Origin of the sequence: Brasilonema octagenarum UFV-OR1, assembly GCF_963888615.1 — a bacterium.
Lineage (GTDB): Bacteria > Cyanobacteriota > Cyanobacteriia > Cyanobacteriales > Nostocaceae > Brasilonema > Brasilonema sennae.
The window spans coordinates 1-17,136 of the sequence record NZ_CAWPKW010000262.1 but is presented as its reverse complement, the minus strand read 5'-3'; the positions used below and the strand labels follow the sequence as shown (position 1 = coordinate 17,136).

General features: G+C 42.4%; 9 protein-coding genes. 3 read left to right on the top strand and 6 right to left on the bottom strand.

Annotated elements, in window-relative coordinates; all coding sequences use genetic code 11:
* The first annotated feature begins 17 nt into the window (after positions 1-17).
* Both AC5590_RS21575 and AC5590_RS21570 read left to right on the top strand, forming a co-directional pair.
* Positions 18-2,171: a peptidase domain-containing ABC transporter gene (locus tag AC5590_RS21575; RefSeq protein WP_169265474.1), complete on the top strand. Its 2,154-nt coding sequence runs from the start codon at positions 18-20 to the stop codon at positions 2,169-2,171.
* Between the two features lie 67 nt (positions 2,172-2,238).
* Entirely contained in the window at positions 2,239-3,663 is a 1,425-nt protein-coding gene (locus AC5590_RS21570) for a beta-barrel domain-containing protein (protein WP_169265496.1), read from the top strand.
* A gap of 287 nt (positions 3,664-3,950) precedes the next feature.
* On the opposite strand, the gene AC5590_RS21565 is transcribed toward AC5590_RS21570, so the two are convergent.
* From AC5590_RS21565 to AC5590_RS21550, 4 genes are all read right to left on the bottom strand, one after another.
* Positions 3,951-4,205: a hypothetical protein gene (locus tag AC5590_RS21565; protein ID WP_169265473.1), complete on the bottom strand. Its 255-nt coding sequence runs from the start codon at positions 4,203-4,205 to the stop codon at positions 3,951-3,953.
* A 284-nt stretch (positions 4,206-4,489) separates the two neighbouring features.
* Positions 4,490-5,329, bottom strand: coding sequence for a hypothetical protein (locus tag AC5590_RS21560; RefSeq protein WP_169265472.1), 840 nt, complete (start codon positions 5,327-5,329; stop codon positions 4,490-4,492).
* A 987-nt stretch (positions 5,330-6,316) separates the two neighbouring features.
* Entirely contained in the window at positions 6,317-8,422 is a 2,106-nt protein-coding gene (locus AC5590_RS21555) for a M3 family metallopeptidase (RefSeq protein WP_169265471.1), read from the bottom strand.
* Between the two features lie 203 nt (positions 8,423-8,625).
* Positions 8,626-9,666 (bottom strand): ABC transporter ATP-binding protein, encoded by a 1,041-nt coding sequence (locus AC5590_RS21550; RefSeq protein WP_169265470.1) that lies wholly within the window; start codon positions 9,664-9,666, stop codon positions 8,626-8,628.
* Between the two features lie 263 nt (positions 9,667-9,929).
* On the opposite strand from AC5590_RS21550, the gene AC5590_RS21545 reads away from it, so the two are divergent.
* Complete coding sequence (locus AC5590_RS21545) at positions 9,930-12,074, top strand: CHASE2 domain-containing serine/threonine-protein kinase (protein ID WP_169265469.1); 2,145 nt, start codon at positions 9,930-9,932, stop codon at positions 12,072-12,074.
* Here the strand turns inward: AC5590_RS21545 and AC5590_RS21540 are convergent.
* Together AC5590_RS21540 and AC5590_RS21535 are read right to left on the bottom strand one after the other, a co-directional pair.
* Complete coding sequence (locus tag AC5590_RS21540) at positions 12,071-15,037, bottom strand: two-partner secretion domain-containing protein (protein WP_169265468.1); 2,967 nt, start codon at positions 15,035-15,037, stop codon at positions 12,071-12,073. The genes AC5590_RS21545 and AC5590_RS21540 overlap by 4 nt on opposite strands.
* Positions 15,038-15,493: 456 nt before the next feature.
* A partial coding sequence (locus AC5590_RS21535; protein WP_169265467.1) for an autotransporter outer membrane beta-barrel domain-containing protein occupies positions 15,494-17,136 on the bottom strand: 1,643 nt, incomplete at its 5' end.

Here is a 17,136-nt window from a genome sequence, read left to right as displayed (position 1 = left end):
GAGACAAGCATTTCTTTATGAAATACGCTCATATTTTACAATACAGTGAAGAAGATTGCGGTGCTGCTTGTCTAGCTTCTATAGCTAGACATCATGGACGTACTTTTACGCTGAATCATATCCGTGAGGCAGTCGGTACTGGACAATTAGGCACAACTTTATTAGGGCTGAAACGAGGGGCAGAAACACTCGGATTTAAAGCTCGCCATGTAAGAACTTCGGCAGAATTGTTAAATCGGATGAATGAAGCGCCCTTACCAGCAATTATTCACTGGAAAGGGTGCCATTGGGTTGTTTTATACGGCAAGAAAGGCAAAAAATGTGTCGTCGCCGATCCAGCAGTAGGAATCCGTTATCTTTCTAAAAAAGATTTAGCCGAGGGTTGGACGGATTGGTTGATGCTTTTGGTAGAGCCAGATCCAGTTCGCTTTTTGGAGCAAAAGAACGATGAGGTTGGAGGCTTTTGGCGTTTTTTCCGACGTGTCTGGATTTTTCGCGGAATTTTAGCGCAAGCTTTGCCGTTAAATTTCATTCTGGGATTACTCTCTTTAGCTTCCCCTTTTCTGCTGCATCTCCTAACTGATGATGTGCTGGTGCGTGGTGATACGAGACTACTGACGACTGTGGCGATCGCCGTCGTAGTCATGAATTTGATTGCTAGCAGTCTTTCCTGGGTGCAGTCTAACTTAATCGCTCACTTTGCCCAACGTCTACAACTAGGACTAGTCCTAGAATTTGGAAGAGCGATTCTGCGATTACCTCTTTCTTACTACGAATCTCGACGCAGTGGGGAAATTGTGAGTCGGTTGCGAGACATCAACGAGATTAATCAGTTAGTTGCTCAAGTTGTTATCTCTCTACCCAGTAGATTTTTTATTGCGATCATTTCTTTGAGTTTGATGGTTTTCTATAGCTGGAAACTAACGATAGTAGCGATGTTCATCTCTGTGGTGATGACTTTATCTACGATAGTCTTTCAGCCTAGTTTACGGCAAAAAACTCGTGAACTTTTGGTCACAGAAGCAGAAACACAAGGCATTTTAGTAGAAACATTTAAAGGCGCACTCACTCTCAAAAGTACCACAGCCGCACCCCAATTTTGGGATGAATTTCAAACCCGATTTAGCCATTTGGCTAACGTCACACTCCGGACTATTCAGATTAGCATTATCAACAATAGCTTCTCTAGTTTGGTTTCTGCTATTGGCAGTATTGTTTTACTATGGTTTGGCGGTAATTTGGTGAGTAACCCAGCGGAGAATTTAAGTATCGGGCAATTGCTAGCATTTAACTCGATGAATGCTAATTTCCTGGGCTTAATTAGTATTATCATTAATTTTGTTGATCGATTTACCCGTGCCAAAACTGCCACACAACGCCTGACAGAAGTTATAGATGCGACTCCAGAACATAGTGAAGATGACGCCAAAAAGCCATTTGCTCGAATACAACCAAATGCCGATATTATTTGTCGTCAAGTTAACTTTCACTATGCAGGTCGGCTTGACTTATTAGAAGACTTTTCTATAACAATCCCTGGTGGAAAAGTTGTTGCCTTGATTGGTAAATCCGGCTGTGGTAAAAGCACTTTAGCTAAAGTCATTGCTGGGTTGTATCCACTGCAATCAGGAAATATTCGTATTGGACTGTATAACCTAGATGACCTTCCTCTTGATTGTCTGCGTCAACAGGTAGTTTTAGTTCCTCAAGACGCTCACTTTTGGAGCCGTTCAATTCTTGAAAACTTTCGCATAGGAAGACCACAATTAGCTTTTGAGGAGATTGTGCAAGCTTGCCAAATTGCAGAAGCCGATGATTTTATTAGTAATTTACCCGAGAAATATCAAACGATTTTAGGTGAATTTGGCGCAAATATTTCTGGTGGACAACGTCAACGGCTAGCAATAGCACGAGCTATAGCCACAGATCCAGCAATCCTCATTTTAGATGAATCTACCTCTGGACTCGACCCTGTGAGCGAAAACCTCGTGCTGGATAAACTGTTTAAACATCGTCACGGTAAAACCACGATTTTGATTACCCATCGTCCCAAAGTTATTAATCGTGCTGATTGGGTTGTAATGTTAGATCAAGGCAGATTAAAACTTCAAGGAACTCTTTCAGATTTACGCTCAAAAGAAGGAGACCATTTGGACTTTTTGATAATTTAGTTAATGGCTAATGGCTCAGAGAAGAGATTTATAAACTCAAGTAGCAATTAACAATTAGCAATTAGTCATTATGCATACACATAATCAAAAACTTCTCCCTTCGCATAAAATTTCCTCAGTTGAAGGTGAGGGATTTCTCCCTCCTGTTAGTCCTTGGACATCTTTAGCTGGAGTATTTCTTGTCGGAACTGTCGCTACTATATTTAGTCTAGCCTCTTCTATAAAATACAATGTCACAGTAAAAGGTAGTGCTAATGTGCGTCCCACAGGGGACCTCCGGCTAGTACAACCAGAAATAGAAGGAACTGTTAAAGAGATTTTTGTAAAAGAAAATCAAATGGTCAAGCAGGGAGATGCGATCGCCGTCCTTAATGATGATCAACTGCAAATCAAAAAGAGCCAGATCAAAGGCAATATTGAGCAAAGCAAGTTACAACTTATTCAAATGTATGCTCAAATCAAAAGTTTAGATGTTCAGGTTAGTGCTGAAAAGCAAGTCATAGAACAGACCATTTCTTCTGCAAAAGCGGAATTAGCACGTAGTCAACGGGAATATCAAGAACGACAAATCACAACGACAAGCGACTCGCTAGGTGCAGAAGCAAATTTGCAGAAAGCAGAAGCAGACTTGCAAAAAGCCAAGGTAGATTTAGACTTTGCTATGGTAGATCGCGATCGCTATCAGCTTTTGTCAGAAACTGGAGCAATTGGTCGGCGTGATTTTGAACAGAAAAAACTCGTTGTTGAACAAACAAAATTAATACTACAAGGTCAACAAAAAGCCGTTGATATCGCCAAAGCCAAAGTCAAATCAGCTAAAGCTGCTGTTAATCCCAGCAACGCAACGGTTGAGATGGCAAAAAAACGCATTGAGCAAGAAATTGCTAAAGGTCAAGCAACGATCGCGACTTTGCTCAAAGAAAAAGAAGCTTTAATTCAGCGGCGTTCTGAAACACAAAACCAAATCAACCAATCTCGAAAAGACCTGCAACAACTTGATACTCAACTCAAAAGTAGCATTATTCGTGCCACTAGTAACGGCATTATTCTTAAACTCAATGTCTATAACCCTGGTCAAGTTGTCCGTACTAGTGAACCTATTGCCCAAATTGTTCCTCTTAACGCTCCTCTAGTTATTAAAGTTATAATTCCTTCTGCTGATGTTAGAAAAGTTGCAGTTGCTCAAAAGGTGCAATTGCGAGTTGATGCTTGCCCCTATCCTGATTACGGCACTCTTAAAGGTACTGTTAGCACCATTTCTCCAGACGCCATAACATCTGGGAGCAATTCAGGTACAGGAAGCACTGGTTCTTCAACTGCTGGTAATAGCAACTTTGAAGTCACAGTAAAACCAGAAACACTTTCTTTCGGACATGGTGACTACAAATGTCATCTTCAAGCTGGGATGTCTGCAATGGCTGATATTATTTCTAGAGAAGAGACAGCGCTGCAATATCTCTTGAGAAAGGCAAGATTAATAACGGATTTGTGAGTAGCTATAGCAATCCTAGATGATAATCAAAACATTAGCTCGACTCTTCCCTCTCTAATGTTTTGATTATCATTTTTATATCTAATTATTTCCTTATATACACTTATTGACAAAATGCACGCTTTTTTAATCTATTACCGATGGTGTCCGCCAAAGGCGACAAGTAGTAGATGTGTTTAATCACACCAAATAGTAAGTGCAAATAGTAACCTGGAACAAATCAATTTTTGGGCGCACTTTTTCATGATAACCAAAGACGAATTTCTAGAAGTAATTTCTGTTAGTGCCTACACTCTGGGAATATTTGCAGTGAGCATTGGTGGGGTAGCACTGGTGACATCTGCAACTAGTACTGCATTGATTTCAGTGGGTCGTGCACTAGAATCACAACGTCCAGCGATCCACAAACTTATGGTTTTTAGCTGTGCAAGCGACAGTGGTGGTGTACTGATGGTTGTTGGAGGATTAGTGATCGCGCGTTTGCGAAAATCCCCAACTCCAAACACACCACCACCAATCAAGCCCCCACTGTTGATTCCCATTGCGTGCAGCAGCTGCAAGTATTTTTCGGGAGAGATGCTCCTTCCTTGTGCGGTGCACCCTGAATTGAAGGAAAATTGTAGCGACAGAGAGCGAATCTAGCTGGTGCTTGATTCGCTTCAGCTTGTAAGCTCAGTAGGTGCTTTTTTTTGAAAACAGGGGAATACAAACAAGCATATCTGTATCAACCACACTTGCGTTTTACTATTCAGTATCAGTTGGTGGATACAGATAGAGTGACCAAAAGTCTGCATCATCGCTTTTGGTCACTATAGCGTATTAACCTTTAGCAGTTCTTTTCTTTGAATGAGCGTACTAAAGTCATTGCTTTACGTTTAGCTTTAGTGACTACCCCAAGAAGGCTACAACAGGACAGTAAAGCCAGAGTAGTAGAAGGTTCTGGTACTACTACTCTAGCCCGATTTTTCTTAACTTCTATTAAAGCGACATTTGTTTCGTTGGCAAAATAACGTTGCACAGAACCCTGAATGGAAGCTGTAGCAGATTCTTGATTTCCTCCAAAATTAGACGTGGTGAGTGGATTATTCAAACTCACATTGTCGCTTTTTTGAAATGCGATAAAATCGTTATCGCCTAGAGTCTCTACATTTCCTGTTAAGTCGAAGAAATCTAAGATAGTGTTATTCGTGGTGTCGATCAATGCGAAAGATATATCTCCGGCGGCTCTTGCATTTTCTGCTGGTGGATTATCTATTGATGTTTCCAGGTTTAAATTTGTTCTAAAGTCAACAGACCATTGTGTATTTGCATCTACAACGAAATGACCGATAACTGTAGCCTGAGTATTTGCTTGTCCTAAATAATCTCTACCTTCTCCCAAAGCTTGGCTCAAAGAAAAATTGGATGCTTCTGAAGTAGGACGAGTTACAAAAGTTGCTGTTGCTTGAGATAAAGCTTTGACCATACCACCTTTGCCAATAGCAAGGGTATTGGCGTTAACATCAGTTGCTATCGTCAAAGGTCTTTGACTAAAGTTAGTAAAATCGAAGTCACCTTGAGAGTAAGCAAAAGTAGCAGCTTGACTAGGTGCTGCTACTAAGGCAGAACTAGCCATTAATGGCGTAACGAACAGCACACGCCGAATAAAACGCAAATGTTGTTTCATACAATTCCTTGTCTAAACTTAGTCATTAGGTTGGGTCACTGGGTGTATCAAAATCCCTAAGCAGCATAAATCTGCTTTGAAAATTCAAAGCGTGTAATCTGCTGTGTCTGCAGTTATTCTTTGATTGGGTAGATAAAGTAACTTATTTGCACCAAAATGCCAGTAAGAAAACCTGTGGTCTGACGATGGTATAGCTCTTATTTTTTACTGTGCTTTTAAGTAATAATGTTAACAAATAAAGCTAAGTATTTAGTAATCTTTTTTGTAAAGTGACGATAAAAATTTTTTGTACCAAAACTTCGTGAAAACACCAATCAAATTTCTTACTCCCTTCCCACTCTAAAATTACCTATCAAGCGAAGCGTATTTTCTCTGCGTTCTGTGCGCATGGTGCGATTTGAAAATCAGTAATCTTTTGGTGGTAAAAAGTAATTATACCAATTCAAAATTCAAAATTCGCTCATGAAATCCGCAAAAAAGCCTAGACGAAACAAGGGTTTGGGAATGTGTATCTGTCGCATTCTTTTTTAAGACTGGTATTATTATTTACGAAAAAACGTTAGGGAATAATGAACACAGGTACTGCTAGAGTTCAGCCACACTAAGTTTGTTTTTCAAGTAGTTCCTCTGCTCGACTAAGTCAGCTATGGCAGGCTTAGTCAGCAGTTCTTATTCAGCAGCCTCAAAATAATATTGTCGCTTTTTGTTTTGATATCAAGCCTAGAACACCGATTCATTAATACCAAAAACCCCCTCTGCGCGAGTTCGCAGAGGGGACAGGGGGTGAGGTTCTTGATTTTTTACCCCTTCGGGGTTCGCCAGTCGCTCATGGGGGAAACCAACGCCAGACACCTACGGAGGGAAACCCTCCTGCAGTGCTGGCTCCCCAAGACCGCGCTGGCTCACAAGTATTCATCCGGGCATGATATGATTCATGTTTCCTCAGTTAGCTACACAAATGGGTATAACTAACTGAGGTTTTGAGAGTTACGCTGCTGCTACTAAGCCATTATGCTTGAGCAAAGCTTCAGTACTGGGTTCACGACCCCTGAACGACTTAAACACGTCCATTGGGTGCTTACTACCACCAAGAGCCAGCACTGTATCACGATAACGCTTACCTGTAGCTTTTATAGCTTGTTCGTTATCTAAGCCAGCTTCTTCAAAAGCGGCAAAAGCATCAGCACTTAATACTTCAGCCCATTTATAACTGTAGTAACCAGCCGCATATCCACCAGAAAATATGTGTCCGAAAGCACACAAAAATGAATCTTCTGGTAGTGGTGGCAAAACAGTAGTGGTCTCGGCGAGGCGCGATCGCACATCTTTTGGAGTCTCGCCGCCATCCGCACGATAGCGGTGGTGCAGTTCTATGTCAAGGCTGCTAAAGTGGATTTGTCGCAATGTACCACTACCACTCATGTAGTTCTTTGCTGCCAGTAACTTTTGGTAATAATGTTCCGGTAGAGGTTCACCAGTTTGGTAATGCTTGGCCATACCAAACAAAGTTGGTCTGTCGTAGCACCAGTTTTCCATAAACTGGCTGGGCAATTCCACTGCATCCCACTCAACGTTATTGATGCCTGCGGCTGCAGCATACTCTACTTTGGTGAGCATATGATGCAAGCCATGACCAAACTCGTGGAACAAAGTCTCCACTTCATTGAAAGTCATGAGGCTAGGCTGATCACCAATTGGGGGAGTTTGGTTACACACCAAATATGCCACAGGTAAGCGGGTAGTCGTGACTCCATTTTCTGTGACTTTGCCACGGTTAATACAAACATCCATCCAAGCACCGCCACGTTTTTCTTCTGGACGGCTGTAGGGATCAAGGTAAAAGTAGGCAATTGGCTGACCTGTTTCGTTAGCAATTTGGAAGTAACGCACATCCTCATGCCAAACTGGGGCTTGCCCATCATTCGGGGTAATAGTGATGCCAAATAGTCGCTGCACTAGTCCAAACAAGCCATCCAGCACTTGAGGAAGTGGGAAATAAGGGCGTAATTCTTCAGCCGTGAAAGCAAATTTTTCTTCTCGTTGACGTTCTGCCCAAAAACTAATGTCCCAGTGCTGCAAATCGTTTGCTTCTGGTGCACCCTTAGATCCAGCAAAGGCTTTGAGTTCTTCCAATTCCTTAATAGCAGCATCATAACTAGCACGACGCATTTCTTCTAATAAGGACTCAACTGCTTGAACATTAGGAGCCATTTTACTGGCTAAGCTTAATTCAGCATATGTTTCAAAGCCAAGTAGTTTTGCTAGTTCTTGACGCAACTCCAAAATGCGTTCAATTAACGGGTTGTTATCCAACTCACCATAAGAAGCACGGGTAATAAAGGCTCTGTATAGTTTTTCCCGCAAATCCCGTCGGGTGCTATGCTGCATGAAAGGACCATAACTGGGCGAGTCCAAAGTAATCCGCCAAGGGCCATTTTCTGGAGTAGCATTTTCTTCGCCTGCAGCCTGTGCTGCTTGTGCGGCTAAACTCACTAAACTGGGAGGTAAACCCTCGATTTCTTCTGGATTTGTCAAAGTCATACTAAACGCTTTGGTTGCATCTAGCACATGGTTGGAAAACTTGGTAGACAGTTCTGCCAACTCCATCTGAATGGCATTAAAACGTTCCTTTGCTTCGCCCTGCAAACCAACGCCAGAAAGTTCAGCATCTCGGATCGCCGCTTCTACAATACGCTGTTGAGACTCCTCAAGTTTTGCCCAAGCATCACTGGCACGGAGTGCCTTAAAGGCATTATAAATTGGTTGGCTTTGACCGAGCTTGTTGGAAAATTGCACGACGTGCGGCTGTACGCTTTCGTATGCCTCGCGAAGTTCGGAGCTATTTTTCACACCCATCAAATGGCTTACAATTCCCCAACTCCAATTCAGGCCTTCTGTCAGCTTTTCCAGAGGTTCTACTAAACCGTTCCAAGTAGGTTTTACATTAGCTTCTAAAGTCGTAAGTTCCTGATCGAGTTCTGCCAGCAGTTGATTAAATGCTGGTACAACAGACTCTGCTGAAATCTCCCCAAAGGAAGGCAAACCAGAACCTTTTAGTAAAGGACTCTTGGAAATAATGGTATTTGTACTCATAGTTTGATCTGAGGAGCGGGTCAATACGCAGTAAAAAGCGATTTTTCTTTATATATCATCTAATGTAGCAATAGCTTTCTCTATTGCAGATTCTTCCCAAGTAAAAGTAGTAACAACCGTACTGACATCATAATTTGGTCAGTCAGACCTATAGCGCAAATCAACAAAGGGCACGGTCGGATTGCAGTAACCAACCAAACACCTTATTGACTAGGTGCTACGACCACTCCCGCTTGGAAAACTTGCCCAATCACTTCTTCAACTGACGGTTCTGTCACTGTCAAATCTACAATCTCCAAATCTGCTAAAATCTTTGCGACAGTGCGAGTGAGTGTCTCTTGCGGCACCATAAAACACACAGAGCGCCCTTCTATTTGTCGTACATCACCGTATAACATCAGCTTCTCTTTGGGCAACTCATTGGTTAACTCCAAATGAACTTCCCGGTAAGGGGCAAAACGTTCCTGCAAACCATCTAAACTACCATCATAGATCAAATGTCCTTGGTGAATCAGCAGTACCCGCTGACACAAAGCCGTGATATCTGCCATGTAATGGCTTGTCAAGAGCACCGTCGCTTGATATCGCTGATTATAATCGCGTAAGAAATCACGCACTCCCACCTGAGCATTCACATCTAACCCTAGTGTCGGTTCATCCAAAAACAGGACTTGTGGACGGTGTAAAAGTGCTGCTAACAATTCCGCCTTCATTCGTTCACCTAAAGACAGCTTCCGCACAGGCTGGGTTAGTTTTCCTTCCAGCGATAGCATCTCGGTTAATTCCCCCACCCGGTGGCGGAACTCTTTGTCAGAAATGTTGTAGACAGCAGCATTAATCTTGAGAGAATCTAGAGCAGGCAAGTCCCATAGTAGTTGCTGTTTTTGCCCCATCACCAGGGTAATTTTTTGCAAAAACGCTTCCTGGCGACGAAACGGAACGTGTCCAGCCACTCTAACTTGACCAATAGATGGATGAATCAGCCCTGTGAGCATTTTCAATGTCGTGGTTTTACCAGCGCCATTTGGTCCCAAAAAGCCCACCACTTCACCAGGTGCAATTTCAAAGGAAACATCTTCAACTGCTTTGATTTGTCGGTAAGTGCGGCGGAAAAAGTGGGTAAGTGTCCCGACAATACCTGGTTCCTTAACAGCGACAGGATATAATTTACTCAGGTTTTGAACCGATATTATACTATAGTCACTTGCACTATTGTCACGGTATACGGGAGATTCTGGAGACATAAGCCGTCATATAGGGACGATTTGTCTTTAAGTGTAACATTTTTGTAAGTTGCCAAATGGGAAAGAATAGCCCATATTTCGGTTAGTTCCATCTCTTGCCCTATTTTTTACTACTTTGTCTCCAATTTAAGATCTTAAATCTGCAATCAAGATAAGCGTTTAACTATTGTTTCTATTCATTCAACTTCCGAAGAAGTTTAGAAAAGATACTGTATTTCACTCAAGTTCAAACTGCTATAATTATATGCTTGACAGTAAATTTTATGAAAAATTTCTTCACATTATCAACAGTTGTTTATAGCGTCATTGTCACAGGTTTACTGTTTGCTGTTCAAAAGTTAGGAGTGCTAGAACCATTAGAAATTAGGCTTTTTGACCAGATGATGCAAATGCGAGCAGATTCTGGTACAGATTCCCGCCTGCTAATTGTTGCAATCACTGAAGATGACATCAAAAAATGGAAATCGCCCACTTCAGACCGTTTATCGGGGCAAGTTCTCGACAATCTCTTGGGTAAACTTGAGCAATATCAACCGCGAGCAATTGGTCTTGACATTTATCGTGACTTGCCCATTGAACCTGGTCACAACAACTTATTGAAACGTTTGCAACAGAGCGATATTATTATTCCAATTTGCAAACATCGTGATAATAATGAGCCTGGAGTATCTCCTCCTGAGGGAATTGAGCCATCGAAAGTCGGATTTATCGATGTTGTAGAAGATTCTGATGGCACAATACGTCGTAATTTACTGTTGTTTACCCCAGCAGCAAATGACGCTTGTGCAGCAGAATATTCCTTAAGTTTACAACTAGCACTAAAATACTTGAAAGCTAAAAACATTCAACCGCAAAAGACTTCCAACCAAGAGTTGCAACTTGGCGAGACTATATTTAAACGTCTAGAAAGTAATTCTGGTGGTTATCAAAATATAGATACTGGTGGTTACCAAATTATCCTCAACTACCGCTCTTCTCAGGTAGCTGAAAAAGTTACTATGACAGATGTGCTTGAGGATAAAGTTAATCGTGATTTAGTGAAAAACCGCATCATCTTGATTGGTTCAACCGCACCCAGTTTAAAGGATATTTTCAATACACCCTATAGCACTGGCAAGTCAGACACATCCGGTAGAATGGCGGGAGTGGAGATTCATGCCCAAAGTGTCAGTCAAATTCTTCGCCCTGTTCTCGACAAACAAACTCTATTTTGGTTTTTGCCTGAATGGGGTGAAGTGGTTTGGATTTTGGTATGGAGTTTAGCTGGAGGTATAATTGCATCGCGCATTCAGCACCCTTTATATCTAGCAATTGTCGGTGGAACAGGTCTTGTAGTATTATTTGCTGGTAACTTTTTTATTTTTACCCAAGCAGGATGGATTCCAGTCATCTCACCAGCACTGGGGTTTGTGTTAGCAACTGGTAGCGTTCTTGGTTATACGGTATATCAGAGTAAGCAAGAGAAAGAAAAAATAGCACAACAGGTTCAGCAGCAAGAAGAAGCCATTATCCAACTGCAAGCATTTATAAACCAGAGGGGCAATTCCTCAAGTCTAACAACACCACCTCAAATTCCCTCCGAGACGCACCTGCTGAAAAGACGCTATAAAATCATCGAACCTCTAAGTCATGGAGGATTTAGTGAAACTTATTTAGCTCAAGATACTCAGCGTCCTAGTCATCCTCAATGTGTGGTCAAGCAATTACGACCCGCTCATCAAGAAGAAACTTTTTTAAGGGTTGCTAGACGACTTTTCAACACTGAAGCAGAAATTTTAGAAGTTCTGGGTCAGCATGACCAGATTCCTCAATTATTGGCTTATTTTGAAGAAAATCAAGAATTTTATTTAATTCAAGAATTTATCAAAGGGAATTCCCTTGAAAAAGAGATTACTCCTAATAAAAAGTTTGCAGAAGCTGATGTTGTATCTCTACTCAAAGAAGTTTTGCTGATACTTGTTTTTGTTCACGGTCATAATGTCATCCATCGAGATATCAAACCTAGTAATTTAATCAGGCGAGAAAGTGATGGACGGATTATTTTAATTGATTTTGGTGCGGTCAAGCAGATTCAAACTCACCAGCAAAATAGTACGGTCGCAATTGGTACTCCTAGTTATATGCCTCCCGAACAAATGAACGGACAACCAAGACTAAATAGCGATATTTATGCGTTGGGAATACTGGCTATTCAAGCCTTAACAGGGAGACATCCTAAAGCGTTTCAAAGAGACTTTAACACTTTAAGGGTGGTTATATCTCGGCAAGATGGTAGCTTGCAGAATTGGCACAATTTAGCAGAAATCAGTGACAAATTTGCTGCGGTATTAAATAGAATGGTGAATCAAAACTGCAATTTAAGATATCAGTCGGCTACAGAGGTATTAAATAGTTTAGAAGGTCTTTAACGAAGACGGCATGACTGGGAAGAACCAGCCAAATTTTCAACAGTAGCGTTGGGTGTTTGGGAAACCAGTGTCACTTCGCCCTTACCGTTGAATACCCAACCCGTAGCAGGTATAATTTCAACTGTATCAGATTCAGACTTGGGTTTTGTTGCCGTAGTTTTAGAATCTAGTCGCTGTTTGGCGATCGCACGCAAACGAGTATCTTCCCAGACTGCATCACTGCTGAGGGGTTCATCAGGACTGGGGGGTAAACCACCGCGTCCAGTCACTTTAAAGTCACTCGCATTTGGTTGATCAAAAGCTGCACAACCTTGGACGATTTGGTTGGAGGGGTCAAATACATATGCAGGTAGGGAGACTAAACCGTTACTGGGGTCAAGAAAAGTAAAAATATTTAGGTTGCTTCGGGAACTTGCAACAATGTCATTTGTTGGTAATTGACGCGGATCTCGATTGGCAGGAGATAACTTTTCAAAGTCAAGCCGACTAGGTACTACAAAGCCATAAATTCTCCCAGTAGCCACAATGTTAATATTACCTCCCTCACCAGTAAAAGCATTAGTAATAATGTCGTTATTTTCATTGGGGGGAGCAACTAGAAATTTGGTACGGAGTGTTAAGTTGCCTTCATTGCCACCCTCTTGTGGTGTGCCGGAAGTGTTAGAGATTAGGCTATCACGGCGCATTAGTAGAATGTCTTTCACATTTAACTCAGTATTACCACCAAAACCTGTTACAGACGTAGCTGTGAGTTTTCCTTGGTTATTTAGAACAATAGAATCAGCATTTACTTGCAGGTTGCCTGCATTACCGCTTCCCAAATTGCTTACCGTTCCCTCTGCCCCATTAACGATATTTAACCGCTTAGTAGTAATATTAATACTTCCTCCTTTCCCCACTCCACCAGAAGCTACAGCGCTAAATGCTCCACTGGGAGTACTGCCGCTTACTCCATTAAATACGACTTCTTTACCAACAATCCTAACTTCACCTGCGTTTCCATTTCCAAAAGTGCTGGCTACTAATTGAGCGCCATTATCAACCGTCAGTTTATCTGCTGTATTAATATTGATGAGTCCACCATCTCCCGATGCTCCTTTTTGCACTGTACTAAAAGCACCGCTGGAATTGCCATTGGTATCAGTGCCACTGAATTTTGCATTACGGGTATTAACACTGATATTCCCTGCTTTTCCTTGTGCAGAAGTGCTAGTATCTAATCGCGCACCATTGGTGACAGAGAGTGACCCAGTTGTAATGTTGATGTCTCCACTATTACCTCTGGCGTTTGGAAAGACAGTTTCCTGAGGAGGCTCAACGGTAACTACTGGACGATTTTGTTCATCCAATTTAATACTAACTATAGGTGCTAACCTAACGCCTGATGTATTGGATACAGCACTTTTAGCACCATCAAGTGAGGTTGTATTTGCGGTTATCGTTATGTTACCAGTATTGCCCTCTCCTAAAGTCCTAGTAATAACCCCTGCCCCATCCCGAACTAGCAAGGTATTGGTTTTGATTGTCAAATCTCCTGCATTCCCTGTTGAGTTTTGCCCTGTAGAAACTTGCAAGCTACTGGAATACCGAGCATCAGCGCTTGTACCAATGATTTGCACATCTTGGGCATCAACGCTCAAATTTCCCCCCTTGCCCGCACCGAAAGTGCCAGTAAATACCTGTGCCCCATCTCGCACTAGCAAGGTATTGGTTTTGAGCGTTAAATCACCCGCATTTCCTGTTGAGTTTGAGCCTGCTTGTGCAAACAAGCCACTGCCAAACTGACCATCAGCGCTTGTACCAATCAATTGCACATCTTGGGCATCAACACTCAAATTTCCCCCCTTGCCCGCACCAAAAGTACCAGTAAATACCTGTGCCCCACCCTCAAGCCGCAAGCTGCTAGCACTGATATTGACATCGCCTCCCTGTCCGTTTGCTTGTTGTAGCACCACATTCTCAATGAAACTATTGTTGAGATTTATCGCTCCTGTAGCATTAACCGAAATATTTCCTGCCTTACTATTACTAGAATCCAGTCCTGTCCCTATCCCTGCTAACAGTTCACTGCTTCCTGTCATCTCTAAATTCCGGGCATTAACCGCGATACTTCCACCACCACCAGCAGGAACATTTACTTGAGCACCATTACTAAGGGAAACATCGCTTCTTTCTACACTATTGGGAAAACTCAAACTCAGATTATTGCCATCCCCATTCAGCCCAACTGTTCCCGCACTTCGTAACCCACCTAACTCGACTCGCCCACCAAAAGCAGACAAACGTCCACCATCCATTTTGATATCACCGCCTACCAGCAGTAAACTTCTTCCGTCTGGCACACGCAAGCCTCTTGCTGTAAAGCTAGAAGATGGATTTAAACCAGCGTCGGCAACTGAGTTATTTTCAATTCGTGCAGCAGCTGCTATTTGATTGAAAAATAAAGCTGAAGGATTTACCGTTAGCAGTGCAGGATTATTTGGATTCGTTGCACTCCAAAAACCTTGATTACCAAATTGAATCGCATTTGCTGTCGTTCCCACGAACGAACCACCAACATTCAAACTAGCATTAGGACCAAAGATAATCCCATTTGGATTAATCAAAAACAGATTAGCTGTACCCAACGCTTTAATTATTCCATCAATATTTGAAACTGACGTACCCGTTACCCTACTGAAGATGTTTTGAATATTTACAGCATTATTAAAAGAAGCCGTATTAAGCGTTGGTACAGAAAACTGTTGGAAGCTGTGGAACAAGTTGCGTCCGGCAATAGTTCCCCCATCGATATTGAAGGTGTTGCCATTTATGGTGACAGTGGAATTATTTGGTAGAGTGGCATCTGGTGTAATTTGGGCAGAAGCAGAATTTGCAGCTAAGGCGAATGTCAGCGACACGGCTGCGCCGAACGCACCCCCCACCGCAATCCCCAAAAACCAACGAGTATTTCTAAAGGACATCGCACCCCCAAGGAAACAGCAGTTGCCCAACATACAGTGAACAGTGAACAGTGAACAAGGGGTGGACGAGTCCGTTTCCTACCAACTGATAACTGCGGCTGGTACTTGATAACTGGTAACTGATAACTGATAACTGTTAAAAGTAAACCATATTTGCGTAGACGGGAAAATAATCTCGGCTAACTCCCTTCTTGGTCAAATTAGTGCTTGTTTTGGGCGGAAATTGCCATTTTTTACAGAAATTCGTCCTGATGTTACTTTACAAAAATTCATCACTCCGAAGAAAGCTACGTATGCGCAAAGCGCACGCTACGCGCTTCGCTGCGGACAATCGCGCTTGGGGCGATGCTCCCAAGGGGAGCCGCGCCTTGCGCGATCGCACCTGCGGAATCTGGGATTAATGGTTAAAAATCAAACAATTTTGACTGTTCTTTGTAAATTAACGTAAAAATAACTTTAACGAAGATGGCATGACTGGGAAGAAGCAGCCAAATTTTCAACAGTAGCATTGGGTGTCACAGAAACCAGCGTCACTTCGCCTTTACCGTTGAATACCCAACCCGTAGCAGGTATAATTTCAACTGTATCAGACTCAGACTTAGGTTTTGTTGCCGTGGTTTTAGAATCTAGTCGTTGTGCTGTCGTCGCACCCAAACGAGTATCTTCCCAGACTGCATCACTGCTGAGGGGTTCATCAGGACTGGGAGGTAAACCACCGCGTCCAGTCACTTTAAAGTCACTCGCATTTGCTTGATCAAAAGCAGAACAACCTTGGGCGATTTGGTTGGAGGGGTCAACTACATTTGCGGGTAGTTCCACTAATCCCCGGTTAGGGTCAATATCAGGTGTGTTGATATTTATTTGACCACTTAAAGTCGGGTTGGTTTGGGAAAATGCTGTAATATCATTGGTTTGTAGCTGTTGTGGATTGAGTAGGTTTGGATCATCAGTTCCCAACTCCCGCGCCAAGTCTTCTCCACTACGTTGAGTGAAGTTAAAAATATTTAAGGAGTTGATATTGATTTTCCCACCACTGCCATTAAAAGCATTAGCGGTGATGTCGCTGTTTTCATTTGGAACGCTGACGATAAAGCCCGACGGGGCATTAATAGTGATGTTACCGCCATTGCCACCTTTTTGATTAGTACCCGCAGATGTGGAAATTTGGCTACCACCGCGTAGGAGTAATAAGTCTGTGACTCGCAGATTGATATTGCCGCCATTACCTGATGCTGATTCAGCGTTGAAACTCGCTGAGTTGTCCAAACGAATTTGGCGTGCGGTCACTTCAATGTTACCTGGATCCCCTTGTCCTAAACTCTTGGCAAAAAGTGAAGCGTTATTGGTTAAAGACAGAGAATCAGCCTTAATTTGTATGTTTCCACTTTTTCCTTCTCCAATGAATGCTGAGGTGAAAGCATAACTGTTATCAAAATCGACATTACCACGGGCATCAATTATCACATTCCCTGGATCCCTTTTTCCTATGGTGCTGGCAAAAAAATAAGCGTTATTGGTTAAAGACAGAGAATCAGCCTTAATTTGTATGTTTCCACCTTTTGCTTCTGCACCTGATGACACAAAATTAAAGATGCTGCTAGCTACGAGTGTTATTTTCCCTTTTGCATTCAGCACAATATCTCCCGCCACAGTGCCATCAGAACCTAAATTAGATCCAATGCCAGCACGGAGACGACTTTCGTTCATGTCTAAATTTCGAGCGTTGATTATAATGTTACCGCCTCCTGATGCGTATACATACACAGCAGCGTTGTTAGTAAGTGATACATCAGCTAAGGCACTTTCAGTTGGAAAGCTAGCGCTCAATTTATCGCCATCCACATTTAGCCCCACATTTCCAGAGGCAGCTAATCCTCCCAACTCAACTCTCCCACTATAAGCATTCAGTCGTCCACGATCCATGTTGACATTGCCACCCACTAGTAGCAAACTTTTACCATCCGGAACACGTAAACCAAATCTATCTAATCCTTCTGGATATTTTCCGGCTGATGCTACTGAGTTATTTGTAATTGATGCAGCAGCTATTTGATTGAAAAATAAAGCTGAAGGATTTACCGTTAGCAGTGCAGGATTAT

Bases quoted from the DNA above. Each gene is read 5' to 3' on its own strand.
- AC5590_RS21540 (WP_169265468.1), bottom strand. From the start codon at position 15,037: ATGTCCTTTAGAAATACTCGTTGGTTTTTGGGGATTGCGGTGGGGGGT.
- AC5590_RS21555 (WP_169265471.1), bottom strand. From the start codon at position 8,422: ATGAGTACAAATACCATTATTTCCAAGAGTCCTTTACTAAAAGGTTCT.
- AC5590_RS21545 (WP_169265469.1), top strand. From the start codon at position 9,930: ATGAAAAATTTCTTCACATTATCAACAGTTGTTTATAGCGTCATTGTC.
- AC5590_RS21565 (WP_169265473.1), bottom strand. From the start codon at position 4,205: ATGGGAATCAACAGTGGGGGCTTGATTGGTGGTGGTGTGTTTGGAGTT.
- AC5590_RS21560 (WP_169265472.1), bottom strand. From the start codon at position 5,329: ATGAAACAACATTTGCGTTTTATTCGGCGTGTGCTGTTCGTTACGCCA.
- AC5590_RS21575 (WP_169265474.1), top strand. From the start codon at position 18: ATGAAATACGCTCATATTTTACAATACAGTGAAGAAGATTGCGGTGCT.
- AC5590_RS21550 (WP_169265470.1), bottom strand. From the start codon at position 9,666: ATGTCTCCAGAATCTCCCGTATACCGTGACAATAGTGCAAGTGACTAT.